The sequence below is a fragment of the Rhizobium sp. CFBP 8752 genome (assembly GCF_014842035.1).
GTDB classification, from domain to species: Bacteria; Pseudomonadota; Alphaproteobacteria; order Rhizobiales; family Rhizobiaceae; genus Neorhizobium; species Neorhizobium soli.
Window position 1 is genome coordinate 577,588 of the sequence record NZ_JACYUZ010000001.1, and the last position, 16,429, is coordinate 594,016.

Annotated in this window: 13 protein-coding genes; 6 read left to right on the forward strand and 7 right to left on the reverse strand. The window is 61.6% G+C overall.

Going from position 1 to position 16,429, the window contains the following annotated elements; genetic code table 11:
* Positions 1 to 6 precede the first annotated feature (6 nt).
* From IFT59_RS02665 to IFT59_RS02680, 4 genes are all read right to left on the reverse strand, one after another.
* The gene (locus IFT59_RS02665; RefSeq protein WP_192086026.1) at positions 7 to 3,366 is read right to left on the reverse strand and encodes a transglutaminase family protein; all 3,360 of its coding nucleotides are present in this window, start codon (positions 3,364 to 3,366) and stop codon (positions 7 to 9) included.
* Positions 3,367 to 3,668: 302 nt separating this feature from the next.
* On the reverse strand, positions 3,669 to 4,460 hold the full coding sequence (locus tag IFT59_RS02670; protein ID WP_062461891.1) for an ATP-binding cassette domain-containing protein: 792 nt from the start codon (positions 4,458 to 4,460) through the stop codon (positions 3,669 to 3,671).
* Complete coding sequence (locus IFT59_RS02675) at positions 4,460 to 5,539, reverse strand: ABC transporter permease (protein WP_062461017.1); 1,080 nt, start codon at positions 5,537 to 5,539, stop codon at positions 4,460 to 4,462. Before IFT59_RS02675 ends, IFT59_RS02670 begins: the two co-directional genes overlap by 1 nt.
* A gap of 190 nt (positions 5,540 to 5,729) precedes the next feature.
* Positions 5,730 to 6,755 (reverse strand): sugar ABC transporter substrate-binding protein, encoded by a 1,026-nt coding sequence (locus IFT59_RS02680; protein ID WP_192086027.1) that lies wholly within the window; start codon positions 6,753 to 6,755, stop codon positions 5,730 to 5,732.
* 243 nt (positions 6,756 to 6,998) lie between these two features.
* On the opposite strand from IFT59_RS02680, the gene IFT59_RS02685 reads away from it, so the two are divergent.
* From IFT59_RS02685 to IFT59_RS02705, 5 genes are all read left to right on the forward strand, one after another.
* Positions 6,999 to 8,222, forward strand: a complete 1,224-nt coding sequence (locus IFT59_RS02685; RefSeq protein WP_062461012.1) for an ROK family transcriptional regulator — start codon at positions 6,999 to 7,001, stop codon at positions 8,220 to 8,222.
* A 137-nt stretch (positions 8,223 to 8,359) separates the two neighbouring features.
* Positions 8,360 to 10,153 carry an ABC transporter ATP-binding protein/permease gene (locus tag IFT59_RS02690; protein WP_192086028.1) on the forward strand — a complete coding sequence of 598 codons (1,794 nt, stop codon included), beginning with the start codon at positions 8,360 to 8,362 and terminating at the stop codon, positions 10,151 to 10,153.
* Between the two features lie 4 nt (positions 10,154 to 10,157).
* Positions 10,158 to 10,865 (forward strand): DUF1003 domain-containing protein, encoded by a 708-nt coding sequence (locus IFT59_RS02695; protein ID WP_192086029.1) that lies wholly within the window; start codon positions 10,158 to 10,160, stop codon positions 10,863 to 10,865.
* A gap of 73 nt (positions 10,866 to 10,938) precedes the next feature.
* Positions 10,939 to 11,193 (forward strand): type II toxin-antitoxin system ParD family antitoxin, encoded by a 255-nt coding sequence (locus IFT59_RS02700; RefSeq protein WP_192086030.1) that lies wholly within the window; start codon positions 10,939 to 10,941, stop codon positions 11,191 to 11,193.
* A 21-nt stretch (positions 11,194 to 11,214) separates the two neighbouring features.
* Positions 11,215 to 11,328 carry a type II toxin-antitoxin system RelE/ParE family toxin gene (locus tag IFT59_RS02705; RefSeq protein WP_280136960.1) on the forward strand — a complete coding sequence of 38 codons (114 nt, stop codon included), beginning with the start codon at positions 11,215 to 11,217 and terminating at the stop codon, positions 11,326 to 11,328.
* 7 nt (positions 11,329 to 11,335) lie between these two features.
* Here the strand turns inward: IFT59_RS02705 and IFT59_RS02710 are convergent, their stop codons facing one another.
* From IFT59_RS02710 to IFT59_RS02720, 3 genes are all read right to left on the reverse strand, one after another.
* The gene (locus IFT59_RS02710) at positions 11,336 to 12,178 is read right to left on the reverse strand and encodes a DMT family transporter (RefSeq protein WP_174196783.1); all 843 of its coding nucleotides are present in this window, start codon (positions 12,176 to 12,178) and stop codon (positions 11,336 to 11,338) included.
* 171 nt (positions 12,179 to 12,349) lie between these two features.
* Positions 12,350 to 13,090: a pentapeptide repeat-containing protein gene (locus IFT59_RS02715; RefSeq protein ID WP_184654401.1), complete on the reverse strand. Its 741-nt coding sequence runs from the start codon at positions 13,088 to 13,090 to the stop codon at positions 12,350 to 12,352.
* 52 nt (positions 13,091 to 13,142) lie between these two features.
* Complete coding sequence (locus tag IFT59_RS02720; protein ID WP_192086031.1) at positions 13,143 to 15,212, reverse strand: ATP-dependent helicase; 2,070 nt, start codon at positions 15,210 to 15,212, stop codon at positions 13,143 to 13,145.
* 221 nt (positions 15,213 to 15,433) lie between these two features.
* Between IFT59_RS02720 and IFT59_RS02725 the strand changes: the two genes are divergently transcribed.
* Complete coding sequence (locus IFT59_RS02725; protein ID WP_162238006.1) at positions 15,434 to 16,384, forward strand: iron ABC transporter substrate-binding protein; 951 nt, start codon at positions 15,434 to 15,436, stop codon at positions 16,382 to 16,384.
* The last annotated feature ends 45 nt before the right edge of the window (positions 16,385 to 16,429 follow it).

Consider the following 16,429-nt stretch of genomic DNA (forward strand, 5'->3'; position numbering starts at 1 on the left):
GTTCAGTTAAATCCCGGGTGGCCGGCGCAGATCGAGTGTCAGCGGAAATTCGGGCGACGGCATTTCCTGCATCAAACCATAACTGCCGGCCGTGTGTCCCCACGGTTCGAACCGTGCGAGCCTTCGCGCTTCCGCTTCGTTGCCATTGACCGGAAAGGTCTCATAGTTGCGACCGCCCGGATGGGCAACATGATAGATGCAGCCACCGATCGAGCGGCTGGACCATGTATCATAGATATCGAATGTCAGCGGTGTATTGACCGGCAGAACCGGATGCAGGCCGGAGGACGGCTGCCAGGCCTTGAAGCGCACGCCGGCGACCGAAACACCGGATATGCCCGTCGGCGTCAAGGGGACGGCGCGACCGTTGCAGGCGACCGTATAGCGCTGCGGATTGCTGGTTTCGAGCCGCACCTGCAGGCGTTCTACTGAACTGTCGACATAGCGCACCGTGCCGCCGATCGCGCCCTGTTCGCCCATCACATGCCAGGGCTCCAGCGCCTGGCGCAGTTCCAGCTTGGCGCCTTCGTACTCGACTTCACCGAAGAATGGGAAGCGGAACTCGAGCTGTGCCTCGAACCATTCGGGCCTAAGGTCGAAGCCGTTTTCGCGAAGGTCCGCCAGCACGTCCATGAAATCGGCCCAGATGTAATGGGACAGCATGAACCGGTCCGCCAGCGCCGTGCCCCAGCGGGTAAACCTGCCCTGAACCGGGTTTTTCCAGAAGCGGGCGATCAGTGCCCGCACAAGCAGCTGCTGCGCCAGCGACATGCGCGCATTCGGCGGCATTTCGAAGCCGCGGAATTCCACGAGGCCGAGGCGACCGGTCGGACCGTCGGGGGAAAATAGCTTGTCGATGCAGATTTCCGAACGGTGGGTGTTGCCGGTGACGTCGGTCAAAAGGTTGCGGAACAGTCGGTCCACGAGCCATGGCAGCGGTGCGGCACCCTGGCCCGGCATCGGCACCTGTGCCATCGCGATTTCAAGCTCGTACATCGAATCGTGGCGGGCTTCGTCGAGGCGCGGTGCCTGGCTGGTCGGGCCGATGAACAGGCCGGAGAACAGGTAGGACAGCGACGGATGGCGCTGCCAGTGCAGCACGAGGCTTTTGAGCAGGTCCGGGCGACGCAGGAACGGGCTGTCGTTCGGGTTGGCGCCGCCGACCACGACGTGGTTGCCGCCGCCGGTGCCGGTGTGGCGGCCGTCGATCATGAACTTGTCGGCGCCGAGACGGCTCTGGCGGGCCTCTTCATAGATCGCCGTTGTCGTCTCGACCGTCTCCTTCCAGCTTGCGGCCGGATGGATGTTGACCTCGATGACGCCAGGATCGGGCGCGACGCGGATGACGTTGATGCGCTCGTCATGCGGCGGCGCGTAGCCTTCGATATGGACGGCAAGACCGAGCTTCGTCGCAGCGTTTTCGGCAGCGGCGATCAGTTCGAGATAGTCCTCGATCTTTTCGACCGGCGGCATGAAAACGCAGAGCCGGCCGTCGCGCGGCTCGACGGAAATCGCCGTGCGCACCGCGCCGCCGATTTCACCGAGCGTCTGCTCGACGCGGCCGGGATTGACCGGGTCGCCTGCCGTGAACGACTGCTCCGGCATCGCGCGGCCTTCCGTCGCCTCGTGACCGGGCGGGACGATCACGTCGGGCAGGGCGGTGCGGGGGATCGAGGGATCGGCCTCGTGGATATAGGGGAACTGCGATGGCGGGATATAGGGAAGCGTGCCGAGCGGCAGGCGGTAGCCGACCGGGCTGTCGCCGGGCACAAGAAAGATCTTGCCGCGACGGGTGCTCCATTTTTCGCTGATCCAGCGCTTTGCGCCCATGCTGCCGCCTCTCGCATGCGACTGCCAGGCCTGCACAGGCAGGATATAACCGGACGGGTTGGTCAGGCCGCGTTCGAAGACGCGGGCGATGCGGTTGCGCTCTTCCGGGTCCTTGAGTTTCGAATTGGATGGATCGACATTATCAGGCAGCGAGCCCTCCTTGATGATCCACTCGGCCGGATCCTCATAAGCGGGCACAACCATCTCTGCGCCGATATCGAGTTCCGCTGCGAGTGCCGTCAGGAATTGCTGCGAGTCCTGTTCGCCGCTGCCATAGTCGCGGCCTTCCTCGGCCACCAAATCCGGATTGCTCCAGATCGGCTTGCCGTCCTTGCGCCAGTAGAGCGAGAACGTCCAGCGCGGCAGGCTTTCGCCCGGATACCATTTACCCTGGCCGTAATGCAGGAAGCCGCCAGGCGCGAATTTTTCGCGCAGCTTGCGGATGAGGACGTCGGCCTTTTCGCGCTTGGTAGGGCCGACGGCGCCGGTGTTCCATTCGTCGGATTCGAAGTCGTCGATCGACACGAAGGTCGGTTCGCCGCCCATGGTGAGGCGCACGTCCTGGGCTTCCAGCACGCGGTCCACCTGTTCACCGAGATCGTTCAGCGCGTCCCAGCTGTCATCCGAGAAGGGCTTGGTGATGCGCGGATGTTCGGCAACGCGCGTGACGTTCATGGCGAAGTCGAACGACGTGTTCGCCTCGCCGAAGTAACCGCCTGAAATCGGCGCGGCGTTGCGGTAATGGGGCGTGGCGGCCAGCGGAATGTGGCTTTCGCCGGTCAGCAGGCCCGATGTCGGATCAAGGCCGATCCAGCCGGCGCCTGGCAGATAGACTTCGCACCAGGCATGCAGATCGGTGAAATCGACTTCGGTGCCGGAGGGGCCGTCGAGCGCCTTCAGGTCCGGCGTCAGCTGGATGAGGTAACCGGAGACGAAACGGGCGGCAAAGCCCAGATGGCGCAGGATCTGCACCAGCAGCCAGCTCGAATCGCGGCAGGAGCCCATGGCCGAGGTCAGCGTCTGCTCGGGCGTCTGGACGCCGGGTTCCATGCGGATGACATAACCGATCGCCTGCTGCAGGCGGGCATTGATGCCGACAACCATGTCCACGGTCGGCTGGCCGGGCGACATGTCCAGCGTCTTCAGGTATTCAATGAGCGCCGGTTCCGGCGGCTCGGGCGTGCGGTAGATCGACAGGTCTTCGATAAGGTCGGCCGGATAGGTGAACGGCCAGGCCTGCGCCTCTTCCTCAACGAAGAAGTCGAAGGGATTGTAAACCGTCATGTCGGCGACGAGGTCGACCTCGATCTTGAATTCGGTCACCGGTTCGGGAAACACGAAGCGGGCGAGGTAGTTGCCGTAGGGGTCCTGCTGCAGGTTGACGAAGTGATTCTCCGGCGTGACCTTCAGCGAATGCGACAGCACTTTTGTGCGGGAATGGGCGGCGGGCTTCAGCCGGATGATCTGCGGCCCCATGCGGACCGGCCTGTCATAGCTGTAATGGGTGAGGTGGTAGATGCTCGCCTTGATCGACATTATGCCCCTTGCCGGCCTTGTTGAACGGGCCGTTACGTCATCGTTGCCGCGAGTTTGTGCAATGCATGAAAAGAATGCAAGGCGGGGCAGGCTGTTTTCCCGCTCACGTCGAAAGGTGAGCTTCGTTCGGTTTTCGATCGTTGTGCCGGGTAAGGGTCATCCGGCTGAGATTGCCCCTCATCCGCCTACCGGCACCTTCTCCCCGCGGGCGGGGAGAAGGACGCAGGCTGCGCGCTCAGAGTCAGATCAGGGTACGTGCCCACTCCCCGCGAGCGGGGAGTGGGCATTCCCAGGTATTTCCGTTAGGCCGCGACGGCTTCCGTCGGGACCTTGGCGCCGGTCATGAAGGCGACCGCGTCGGACATCGTGTAGTCTTTCGGGTTGATGACGGTCAGTCGTTTTCCGAGCCGGTGGATGTGGATACGGTCGGCCACTTCAAAGACATGCGGCATGTTGTGGCTGATCAGCACGATCGGAATGCCGCGCGAGCGCACGTCGAGGATCAGTTCCAGAACCTTGCGGCTTTCCTTGACGCCAAGCGCCGCCGTCGGTTCGTCGAGGATGATCACCTTGGAACCGAAGGCCGCAGCGCGCGCCACCGCCACACCCTGGCGCTGGCCGCCCGAGAGGGTCTCCACCGCCTGGTTGATGTTCTGGATGGTCATCAGGCCGAGTTCGGAGAGCTTGCCGCGGGCAAATTTTTCCATGGCGCCATGATCGAGCTTGCGCAGGTATTTGCCCATGAAGCCCTTGCTGCGGATTTCGCGGCCGAGGAACATGTTGTCGGCGATGGAGAGCGCCGGCGACAGCGCGAGGTTCTGGTAGACGGTCTCGATGCCCGCATCGCGGGCCTCGATCGGCGAGCGGAACTGGACCGGCTTGCCTTCCAGCGTGATCTCGCCCTCGTCGGGACGGATCGCGCCTGAGATCGCCTTGATCAGCGACGACTTGCCGGCGCCGTTATCGCCGATGACGGCGAGGATTTCACCCGGATAGAGGTCGAAATCCGCGTTGTCGAGGGCGGTCACGCGGCCGTAGCGCTTGACCAGTCCGCGGGCGGCGAGGATGGGTTGAGTGTTCGGATCGCGTGCCATCAGCCGGCTGCCTTTCTGATCCATTGATCGATTGCGACGGCGGCGATGATCAGCACGCCGATCAGGAGGTAGGTCCACTGGACGTCGGTGCCGAGCATTCGAAGGCCGAACGAGAACACGCCGACGATGAGGGCGCCGAACACCATGCCGAGGATCGAGCCGCGGCCGCCGAACAGCGATATGCCGCCGATCACCACGGCGGTGATGGATTCGATGTTGGCGAACTGGCCCACTGTCGGGGAAACCGAACCGTTGCGGCCGATCGAGACCCAGCCGGCAAGCGCGCAGATGGTGCCGGCCAGAACGTAGACCGAAATCAGCATGCGCTTGACGTTGACGCCGGAAAGCTCTGCCGCTTCGGGATCGTCACCGACTGCGTAAAGATGTCTGCCCCAGGCGGTCTGGTTGAGCACGTACCAGAGGACGGCGACCAGCAGCACCATCGCGACAACGCCGAAGGTGAAGACGGCGCCGCCGACCTTGAACGTCGTGCCGAGGAACTGCAGAAGCGGAGCCGTCGCCTCGATTTCCTGCGAGCGGATCGTCTCGTTGGAGGAATAGAGGAAGTTGGTGGCAAGCACGATCTGCCACATGCCGAGCGTGACGATGAAGGGCGGCAGTTTCACGCGGGCGATCAGGAAGCCGTTGATGAAGCCGCAAATCGCGCCGACCGCGAAGCCGCAGGGAATGGCGATTTCAACAGGAACCCCGTAGCGGAAGACCATCTGGCCCATGACGACAGAGGAAAGGACCATGATGGCGCCGACCGAAAGATCGATGCCGGCGGTCATGATGACAAGCGTCTGTGCCGCGCCGATAATGCCGGTGATTGCCACCTGCTGCAGGATCAGCGTCAGGGAGAAGGCGTTGAAGAATTTTCCGCCGAGAAGGATGCCGAACACCAGCAGGGCTGCGACGAGGACGATCAGCGAAACCGCCGACGGACTGGTGTGCAGGAAGTGCTGAAATTTCTGGACTGGCGTTTTCTTGTCGCCGTCGAAGGACGCGACGTCGGTCGAACTGTCCTTCAGAACCTTTTCGTAGTCATGATGCGGCGATGCCGCCGTTGGCTCGGTCATGGATGTTCCTCCGAGAAATTCCGTTGTCGCTCGACAGTGAGAGACCCTCTCCGGCCTGCCGGCCATCTCTCCCACCCCGGTGGGAGAAGACTTGCGGCGGACGCAGGGATTGTCTGAGCGGTTGCCGCCGGATCAAGCCCTCCCCGTTGCGGGGAGGGTAGTGGTTTGATCTTTCAAATGCAGGTGGGGATCAGCCCCAGCACTTGTTCAGACCTTCCTTGGTGTCGATCGACTTGATCGCGGGAACCGGCTTGTCGGTCACGAGCGTCACGCCTGTATCGAAGAAGTCCTTGCCGGCAGTCGGCTTCGGCTTTTCACCGGTATCGGCGAACTTCTTGATCGCCTCGATGCCGAGCGACGCCATCTGCAGCGGATACTGCTGCGAGGTTGCACCGATGACACCGCCGGCAACGTTCTTGACGCCTGGGCAGCCGCCGTCGACGGAGACTAGAAGCACGTCCTTCTCGCGACCGACGGCCTTCAGCGCTTCATAGGCGCCGGCTGCTGCCGGTTCGTTGATCGTGTGGACGACGTTGATGGTCGGATCCTTCTGCAGAAGGTTTTCCATCGCGGTGCGGCCGCCTTCTTCATTGCCGTTGGTCACGTCATGGCCGACGATGCGCGGATCGTCCTCGTCGCCGATCTTGTTCGGATCCTTCGGATCGATGCCGAAACCGATCATGAAGCCCTGGTCGCGCAGGATGTCGACGGAAGGCTGCGACGGGGTAAGGTCGAGGAAGGCCACCTTGGCATCCTTGGCCTTGTCGCCGAGCGTTTCCTTGGCCCACTGGCCAATCAGCTTGCCGGCCAGAAGGTTGTCCGTCGCAAACGTCATATCGGCCGCATTGATCGGCTCCAGCGGCGTGTCGAGCGCGATGATCAGCATGCCGGCGTCGCGGGCCTTCTTGAGGTTCGGCACGATGCCCTTGGTGTCGGACGCGGTGATCAGAATACCTTTGGCGCCATCGGCGATGCAGGTTTCGATCGCGGCAACCTGGCTTTCGGAATCGCCATCGATCTTGCCGGCATAGGATTTCAGCGTGACGCCGAGTTCCTTGGCTTTCGCAGTCGCACCGTCCTTCATCTTCACGAAGAACGGATTGGTATCTGTCTTGGTGATGAGGCAGGCGGAGACGCCGGCTGCGTGCGCCGGAGCGGAAAACGCAACGCCGAGGACAAGCGCCGCAAAGGCGCCAGAAAGCACAGTCTTTTTCATGATATCTCCTCCCGAGAGATCTTTTCCCCAAGCCTGGGGCGATTGATGCAAATGTTCAGAAACACCGGGTGCCATCGAATTCGACGAGCGCCGTCTCCAAGCCTCCCATGTCCTCTGCAGCCCGGATTAAGACCAGTTTTCCATGAGCTGTCAATAATTAATTCCGATTGAATTATTTATCCACGGTGGCATATTCGGCATGCGTGGAGCGACGATCCACGGCGAGTTTCGGGAGGAGTTCCAATGTCGATCGCGGGAAGTACCGCGACAGGGTCGATGCCGCTCGGCAGTTTTTCGGGCGGATCGAACCAGGTTCGCGTGCGTGCCTATAACGAGAGGCTGGTCCTTTCGCTTGTTCGCATGCACGGCGAAATGTCGAAGGCGGACATTACCCGCGCCAGCGGACTGTCGGCGCAGACTGTGTCGGTGATCATGCGATCGCTCGAAAAGGACGGGCTTCTGCTGCGCGGCGAACCGATCCGCGGCCGGGTGGGGCAGCCGTCGGTCCCGATGCGGCTCAATCCCGATGCCGTGTTTTCCTTCGGGGTGAAAATCGGCCGGCGCAGCGCCGATCTGGTGCTGATGGATTTCGTCGGGCAGATCCGGATGCATCATCACGAAACCTACGCCTACCCAGTGCCGCAGAAGATCATCGAGATCATCGGCAAGGGGATCGGCAGGCTCGAGGGCCAGCTCAGCATGGTCGAGCGTGAGCGGATCGCCGGCATCGGGATCTCGGCGCCGTTCGAACTGTGGAACTGGGCAGACGAGGTCGGCGCGCCTGCGGGCGCGATGGACCTCTGGCGCGATTTCGACCTGCAGCAGGAGGTCTCCGCCTCGACCAAGCATGCCGTCTACCTGCAGAACGACGCGACCAGCGCCTGCGGTGCGGAGCTGGTGTTTGGGATCGGTCCGTCCTATCCGGACTTCGTCTATTTCTTCATCGGGTCATTTATCGGCGGCGGCATCGTTCTGAACTCCGCGGTGTTTTCCGGCCGTACCGGGACGGCAGGCGCCGTCGCGCCACTTCCGGTGCGCGGCAGGGACGGTTCAACCCGGCAGTTGCTCGACGTCGCTTCAATTTTCGTTCTCGAGAACATGCTGAAGGAAAAGGGGATCGATCCGGAGCCGCTCTGGTATTCGGCCGACGAATGGATCGATTTCGGCGCGCCGCTCGATCTGTGGATCGGCGAGACGGCGGCAGCGCTTGCCCAGGCCATCATTGCCAGCGCCTCGATCATCGATTTCGGGGCTGCCGTGATCGATGGCGGCTTTCCGTCATGGGTGCGCAAGCGGATCGTCACCGAGACGATCGAGGCCGTCAAGCGGCTGGACCTGCAAGGCGTCATCATCCCCGATATCATCGAGGGCAAGGTCGGCAGCCACGCCCGCGCCATCGGCGGCGCCAGCCTGCCGATCTTTGCAAAATACCTCACCGATCCGAGTGTGCTGTTCAAGGCGATGTGACGAGGGGACGTCCGCATTCGATCGTGGGACGCTCGACGCTGTTCCCGGTCAGCCGTGAACGGCACGCCTTTCTCGCACCTTCGCAATTCCCTTGTGGTAGTTAGGACTCGACACAGACAGGCAGGAGCCGGCGGCAGATGGTGAATTCGCAAGATAAGGCGGAGCCCTATGAACTTCCTCTGTCTGGCCAGCTCAAAATGATGACAGGGGCGTTCTGGGCGTCCCCGGTGCGCAATCCCGTTCTCGCGCTCACGGCCGCGCTGCTCTGCGTCATCTTTGCGACCACCTACGCCACCTATCGGCTGAACGAGTGGAACGGACCGTTCTACGATGCCTTGGCGCGGCGCGACATGCCCGAATTCCTCCACCAGCTTGTGGTGTTCGGAGTCCTCGCCTCGCTCCTGACACTGCTCAACGTCATCCAGCAATGGCTGAACCAGATCGCCGCGATGCGGATGCGAGAGGGGCTGGCCCGCGATCTCGCCGATGTCTGGCTGACGCCGGGGCGGGCCCTGAAGCTTGCCGGTGCCGGCGCGATCGCCGACAATCCGGACCAGAGACTGCATGAGGACACCCGCATCCTGGCCGAAAACACGACGTCACTGTCGATCGGTCTCGTCAATTCGACCATTCTTCTTGCAAGTTTCATCGGCGTGCTATGGTCGATCTCGACCGATTTCGGCCTGCAGATCGGCGGTCGTACCATTGTCATTCCCGGCTATATGCTGTGGGCGACGATCCTCTACGCCCTTTTCGGATCCGTCATGAGCAACGTCGTCGGCAGCCGGCTGGCGCGGCTGAATGCGCAGCGCTATGCCCGCGAGGCTGATCTGCGCGCGACTCTTGTCCGAGCGAACGAGAACATGAAGCCGATCACGCTTGCGCGTGGCGAGGAAAGCGAGCTTTTTCGCGTTCACGCCGCAATCGATGGTGTGCTCGGCATGCTGCGCAAGCTTGCCTGGGCGCTTACCAACCTGACCTGGGTGTCGGCCGGTTTCGGCTGGCTGGCGTTGGTGGCGCCGATCATCATTGCCTCGCCGATGTATTTTTCCGGCAATCTTTCGTTCGGCGGTCTGATGATGGCGGTCGGCGCCTTCAACCAGGTCAACCAGGCGCTGCGCTGGTATGTGGCGAATTTCAGCGTCATCGCCGACTGGCGGGCGACGCTCGGCCGTGTCTCCTCGTTCCGCAATGCCCTGGTTTCGATGGATACGCCGGCGATGGAAGGCTCCGTCCTCACCTACCGGAAAAGCGATGGGGAGGACGTGCTGTCCGTGACCGACCTTGCGGTCTTCGGCGAACCCGACAAGGGTGGGGACGGCCATGGCATCAGGGTCGCGGAAGGCGCCTTCACCATCCGGCCCGGCGAGCGGGTGCTGATCAACGGCAATCCGGGGACAGACCGGCATCTTCTGTTCCAGGCACTGTCCGGTATCTGGCCCTGGGGCAAGGGCGAGATCCGACTGCCGGCCGCAGATCGGATGATCATGATGCCGCAGGAAGGTTATCTGCCGACCGCATCACTGCGCGAGGTCATGACCTATCCGGCGACTGGGCCTGCTGGCATGCGCGATGGCATTCCCGACATGACCGACGCGGCGCTGGCGCAAGCGTTGGAGAAAGTCGGTCTGCATCGGCTCGTCGATAAACTCGACGAGGTGGAGCGATGGGACCGGCTGCTCGACAAGGACGAGGAAGTGGCGCTGCAGATCGCCAATGCCGTGCTTCGAAAGCCGGACTGGCTGATCATGGACGACGTCCTGGAAGGGCTCGAACCGGAGACGCAGGCGCTGTTGCTCGACGTGCTGGCCGGGCTTACCGGCTCGACACTGATCTATATCGGCCGCTCCGACGCGTTTTCGGACAGATTTTCACCAAAGGTATTTCATCTGGCGCCGCTCCTGGCTGTCGATACGAAGAACGAGGCTTGAGACAATGGGTAAGCATGCTTCTCAAACGACAGGGAGAACCGGGCAATGCCTCATCTGCGGTCGCACGTTTGCGGTATCGAAGCTTCACAAGGCGGGCACTCTAAGGCCGCATCTCTTCGAGATGATCGCGGAGGAGGTAAAGACCTGTAGCGCCGACAGTCTGATCTGCGACGAGGATCTGGCGCGCTTCAGGCGGCGCTACGTGGAGGCACTGCTGGAAGAGGAGCGGGGCGAGATCACCGAGCTCGACGCCCGCGTGCTCGACAGTTTCGAAAAGGGAACGCTCACGGTTCAGGCGGGCGCACCCGCCGCAGTCGACCAGGCGGAAACGTTCGGGGAAAGGGTCGCCGACAGGGTCGCCGCCTTCGGAGGCTCCTGGACCTTCATCCTGTCCTTTGTAGCCGTGCTGGTTTTGTGGATGGCGCTCAACGTGGTTGGTTTGTCCGCCGATCCGTTTGACCCCTATCCGTTCATCCTGCTCAATCTCGTCCTGTCCTCGCTTGCCGCCCTGCAGGCACCCGTCATCATGATGAGTCAGAGGCGGCAGGAGGACAAGGACCGGCTGCGCAGCGAAAACGACTACATGGTCAACCTTCGAGCCGAACTCGAAATCCGCCAGCTGCATGAAAAGATCGATCACCAGATGGCCAAGCAGTGGGAACGGCTCGCAGAACTCCAGCAGATCCAGATCGAGTTGCTGGAGAAGCGGTGACGAGTTGCGCAAGGGGATACGCTTTACGTGGATGTCGAAGATTGATAATTTCGGTGAAACAAGGGTGGATCTTATGCCTTCCAGTTATGAACTCGGAGCCCATTACGAAAGCTTCGTGCGCAAACTGGTGGAAAGCGGACGCTATGCGAGCGAAAGCGAGGTCATGCGCGATAGCCTTCGCCTGCTCGAAGAGATGGAGGAGCACGGCAAGGCTGGGCTCGATGCACTGAAGGCGGATATCCGCACCGGGATCGAGAGTGGGCCGGGCATTCCGGCGGATGACGTCTTCCATCGGCTTGAAGCCAGATATGGCGGACGCCGCTCCTGATGCGCGACCGGGCTTCGTTGCATCCACTTCAAACGGTACGTGATGTTCTACACCGTGTCCCAGGATGGTGTGAGAATTGAGCGCATCCTGCACGGCGCGCGCGATATCCCCGCAGCATTCAAGGAACAAGACTAAACCGATCTCACGGCGGCGTCTGTTGGATTCTTCCGGCGTTCGGGCGTCGCAGGTTGAAGAGGTTGCCGGCGAGGATGAGGATTGCGCCGGCGGCGGTCAGGCCGTCGATGGCTTCGGCGTAGAGAAGGTAGCCGATGAGGGCCGAGGCCGGCACACGGAGATAATCCATCGGCATCGCCACCGTCGCATCGGCATAAGACAGCGCCTTTGCCATGCAGTAATGCGCGAATGTCCCGGTGAACGCGATCAGGAAGATCCACGGCCAGATCCCCGCGGACGGCCAGGTCCATACCCTGATTGCCGGGATCAGCCCGATGATCGACTGGATGATCAGCATCCAGAAGATGATCTTGGTGGCGCTGTCGGTGCGCGTCAGGAGCTTGGTGGTGATGAAGGAGATGGCGAAGAAGAAGGCAGCGCCCAGCACGATCAGGTGGCCGGGGTTGAGCGGGGCGGCGCCTGGCCGCAGGATCAAAAGCACGCCGGCGAGCCCAAAGCCGATCGCCGCACCCTTGCGCCATGTCAGCTTCTCCCCGAGAAACGCCGCTGCCATGAGCGCGGCCCAGATCGGGGCGGTGAATTCGATGGCGATCACCTGCGCGAGCGGGATGAGCGTCAGGCCCATCAGCCAGGCGAACTGGCCGATATAGTGGGCGACGTTGCGGCCGATATGGGCCGGCAGGATGGTGGTCCGCATGGCTTTGAAGCCGCCCTCGCGAAACACCAGCGGCAAAAGCATGAAGAAGGCGATGATCGAGCGCATTTCCATCACCTGGAAGACGTCGATCTCGCGGGTGATGATCCGGCCGGAAATCGCCATCAGCAGCAGCAGGCTGATCGACGTCAGCATCCACGCTGCAGCCTTCTTCGTCGACGGGGCCGGCTGGGCTGACGACGTCGCCCGCGAGGCCCTTGCCGATTGATTGCTGTCCACTTCAGTCTCCTTCGACGCAGAACGGTCGCTCTAATGCTTTTTCGGTTTGAAAGGAAAGCCTTTCCGCCCACCGGTTGTGTCTGCTGCTTATCCCGACGTCAGAATTCCCATCGAGCGGAGCAGGTTTTCGTGCTGGTCGCGGCTGACAGTCATGCCCTTGAACGACGCCATGGCTGCAAGATCCATCTCGTCGAAGGTCGCCTGCGAGAGGTTGGCGAAATCAAGCGTCGCGCCGGTGAAATCGATATTGTTGAGGCTCGATCCCATCAGGCTGACGCGGCTGAGATTGCTTTCGACAAACGAGCAGTCTCTGAGATCGCAGCTCTCGAACCGGCTCTCTTCGTAGCTTGAGGCCGCAAACACCGCGTACTGCAGCTTGCAACGCTGTAAGACGACGCCGCCAAACATCATGCGCTTGCTGATCTTGCGATGAACCTCGGCGTCGAACTGCAGACCGACGGCCGACGAATCGGTGATCTCGAGCAGGAAGGCTTCGCATTTGACGATGCGGTTGTTGGAAAGGTTGCAGGCCTTAAACTTCGCCTCGTTGAGGTCGCAGTAATTCCACGCAGATCCTGCCTGCGTTTCGCGATCGACGAAGATGCAGTTGAAAAACTCGGCTTCCTTGAAGGAGCAGTTGGAAAAGCTGCAGCCGATGAATTCGCATTCTCTGATCTTCGCGCCATCGAAGATGCAATCGTTGAACCGGCAATCCGAAAATTTCGATTCGGACGTGATGAAATCGGACAGGTCTTCGGATGCAAATCGGAGGCCGATGACCGGCTCCTTCATCGAGAATGCGGTTTCAAGCGACGATATTTCCAACACGCAATCTCCATTGTCAGGCAGCTTGCCTATACGTTCGCGCAACTTGTGACGGTCAGCGCCACATGCCGCGCATTCTTGCGGTTACGTCGATGCGGATCTGGTGGCGGGCTTGGCGTTCGGCTTCGGTCATTTGCGCCACCACCGGCCAGGCGGTGCTTTCGAAGAACTGCAGCAGCGTTGCCGGGATAAAGCGGGAGCGTGAGGCGTAGACGTGCCTGTCGCCTTGGGAATGCTGGCCGTGGGTAAAGAAACGCTGCGGCGTGATCAGGTGAAGGTGATCCTTCGCGCGCGTCATCGCCACGTAGAGCAGCCGCCGTTCCTCCTCGATTTCGGCTGTCGTGCCGGTGCCGAGATCGGAGGGAATGCAGCCGTCGACACAGTTGAGCAGGAAAACCGAGCGCCATTCCTGGCCCTTGGCGGAATGGATGGTCGAAAGGATCAGGTAATCCTCGTCCAGCAGCGGAACGCCGGCCTGATCGCTCGTCGCATCCGGCGGATCGAGCGTCAGTTCGGTGAGGAAGCGTTCGCGCGACGCGTAGCCCGAGGCGATCTGCTCCAGTTGCAGAAGGTCGGCCTTGCGGGTGTCGGCATCTTCGTGGATGCGGCTAAGATGCGGCTCGTACCATTGGCGGGCGAGCCCGATCTCGGAAGGCCAGCCTTCGCTTTTCCTGACGGCGCCGAGCATCTCGACAAAGGCCGGCCAGTCTTCTCCGGACCTCGGAGGCGAGGGGATTTCCTGGAGTGCCGCCAGCGGTTCCGGATCAGCTGCGATCGCATCGAGGATCTTTGCCGCCGTTTGCGGGCCGATACCCGGAATGAGCTGCAGAAGCCTGAACCCCGCAACCCGGTCACGCGGGTTCTGGGCAAAGCGCAGAGCCGCCAGCATGTCCTTCACATGGGCGCTATCGAGGAATTTCAGGCCGCCGAACTTGACGAAGGGAATGTTGCGGCGCGTGAGTTCCACTTCCAGCGGACCGGAATGGTGCGAGGCGCGAAACAGCACGGCCTGCTGCTTCAGCAACATGCCGGTTTCGCGGTTCTCGAGGATTTTTTCCACGATATAGCTCGCCTGTTCAGTCTCGTCCTTGACGGTGACCAGACGCGGTCTCTCCTCCGACTGCCGGTCGGTCCACAGGTTTTTCGTGAACCGCTCGCGGGCAAGTTCGATGACGCCATTGGCGGCTGCCAGAATGGTGGTGGTCGAGCGGTAGTTGCGGTCGAGCGTGACGATGTTGGCCGGCGGATCGAAGGTCGCGGGGAAATCGAGGATGTTGCGGATCGTGGCGGCGCGGAACGAATAGATCGACTGGGCGTCGTCGCCCACCACCGTCAGGCCGCGGCCGCCGGGTTTCATCGCCATCAGGATCGAGGATTGCAGCCGGTTGGTGTCCTGGTATTCGTCGACCATGACGTGATCGAACCGTTCGCCGACATCCTGCGCAATCAGCGGCTCGCTCATCATCTGCGCCCAGTAGAGCAGAAGATCGTCGTAATCGAGAACGTTCTGCGCCTGCTTGGCGTCCACATAGGAGGCGAACAGGTCGCGCAGCTGCGGTTCCCAGGCGAGGCACCATGGGAAGGAGGTCTTCAGCACCTCGTCCAGCGGCGTCTCGGAATTGACGGCGCGCGAATAGATCGCAAGGCAGGTGCCCTTGGTCGGAAACCGGCTCTCCGTCTTGGAGAAGCCGAGCTCGTGGCGAACGAGGTTCATCAGGTCGGCGGAATCCTCACGGTCGTGGATGGTGAATTCCTGGTCGAGGCCGATCTGTTCGGCATAGATCCGCAACAGCCTTGCGCCGATGCCGTGAAACGTGCCGGCCCAGGCGAGCGCATCGGTCATGACGCCGGACTTCGCCCCCATCACTTCGCGGCAGATGCGCTGGACGCGGCGGCCCATTTCGGAGGCCGCACGGCGGGAAAACGTCATCAGCAGCAGGCGGCGAGGATCGGCACCTGACACGATCAGGTGGGCAACGCGATGGGCAAGCGTATTGGTCTTGCCCGAGCCTGCGCCTGCAATCACCAGAAGCGGTCCCGCAGCGCCGCCATCCGGAACGTCCGAACCATGCTCGACCGCGCGGCGCTGGGCCTCGTTCAATTTTTCCAGATAAGCAACCGACATTCAGCTTCCGCGGCTTGTTCTTGATGTGTTCGTTTCAGCTCTACCTGATTCGCCGGCATTTGCCGCAATCGGTCTCCATCCCCGTTCGATTCTTAAACTTGACTACGCAGGTCGGCTTTGGCTATCGATGCGATGACGCTTATAAATTGGAGGCAAACTTGAAAATTCTGTCTGCTCTTTCGGCCGGAGCTTCGCTCGCCGTTTCGCTACTTGCTCTGTCCATGCCGGCCAACGCGCAGGTCGCCGACAGCCTGACGATCTACAATGCCCAGCACGAGGGCCTGACCAAGGAATGGGTCGAGGCCTTCAAGGAAGAGACCGGCATCGTCATTACGGTGCGCAACGGATCCGACCTCGAAATGGCAAACCAGATTGTGCAGGAAGGCGCCAACTCGCCGGCCGACCTGTTTCTGACGGAAAATTCGCCGGCCATGGCGCTTGTCGATGGCAAGGGGCTGTTTGAGCCTGTCGACAAGGCAACGCTCGATCTCGTTCCCGAGCAGTTCCGCCCGGCCAACGGTCACTGGACCGGAATTGCCGCGCGCTCCACCGTGTTTGCCTATGACAAGACCAAGCTCACCGAGGACAAGCTGCCGAAATCGATGCTCGATCTCGCCAAGCCCGAATGGAAGGGCCGTTGGGCCGCATCTCCGTCGGGTGCCGATTTCCAGGCGATCGTCGGCGCGTTTCTGCAGCTGAAGGGTGAGCCGGAAACCGCTGCCTGGCTGAAGGGCATGAAAGAGAACTTCACTGCCGTGCGTGGCAATTCCACCGCCATGAAGGCCGTCAATGCGGGCCAGTTCGAAGGCGCGCTGATCTATCACTACTACTATTTCGGCGATCAGGCGAAGACCGGCGAAAACAGCAAGAACGTTGCGCTGCATTACTTCAAGAACCAGGATCCGGGCGCCTTCGTGTCGATCTCCGGCGGTGGCATTCTGGCCTCTTCCAAGCACAAGGAGCAGGCGCAGGCATTTCTGAAATGGCTTGCCGGCAAGGGCGGCCAGAAGATTCTGCGTGACGGCACCTCGTTCGAATACGCCGTCGGCAAGGACGAGGCTTCCAACAAGGCGCTCGTTCCGATTGCCGACCTTCAGGCGCCGAAGGTCGAGCCTTCGAGCCTCAACAATGCCAAGGTCACCGACATGATGACAGCCGCCGGCATTCTCTAAACACCATCGAATCCTGTTGCGCACGGACATCGCAGGGCGTACCTG

Coding starts and splice junctions, on each gene's coding strand:
- IFT59_RS02665 (WP_192086026.1), bottom strand. CDS start 3,366: ATGTCGATCAAGGCGAGCATCTACCACCTCACCCATTACAGCTATGAC.
- IFT59_RS02720 (WP_192086031.1), bottom strand. CDS start 15,212: ATGTCGGTTGCTTATCTGGAAAAATTGAACGAGGCCCAGCGCCGCGCG.
- IFT59_RS02700 (WP_192086030.1), top strand. CDS start 10,939: ATGCCTTCCAGTTATGAACTCGGAGCCCATTACGAAAGCTTCGTGCGC.
- IFT59_RS02725 (WP_162238006.1), top strand. CDS start 15,434: ATGCCGGCCAACGCGCAGGTCGCCGACAGCCTGACGATCTACAATGCC.
- IFT59_RS02685 (WP_062461012.1), top strand. CDS start 6,999: ATGTCGATCGCGGGAAGTACCGCGACAGGGTCGATGCCGCTCGGCAGT.
- IFT59_RS02695 (WP_192086029.1), top strand. CDS start 10,158: ATGGGTAAGCATGCTTCTCAAACGACAGGGAGAACCGGGCAATGCCTC.
- IFT59_RS02710 (WP_174196783.1), bottom strand. CDS start 12,178: ATGCTGACGTCGATCAGCCTGCTGCTGCTGATGGCGATTTCCGGCCGG.
- IFT59_RS02670 (WP_062461891.1), bottom strand. CDS start 4,460: ATGGCACGCGATCCGAACACTCAACCCATCCTCGCCGCCCGCGGACTG.
- IFT59_RS02690 (WP_192086028.1), top strand. CDS start 8,360: ATGGTGAATTCGCAAGATAAGGCGGAGCCCTATGAACTTCCTCTGTCT.
- IFT59_RS02680 (WP_192086027.1), bottom strand. CDS start 6,755: ATGAAAAAGACTGTGCTTTCTGGCGCCTTTGCGGCGCTTGTCCTCGGC.
- IFT59_RS02675 (WP_062461017.1), bottom strand. CDS start 5,539: ATGACCGAGCCAACGGCGGCATCGCCGCATCATGACTACGAAAAGGTT.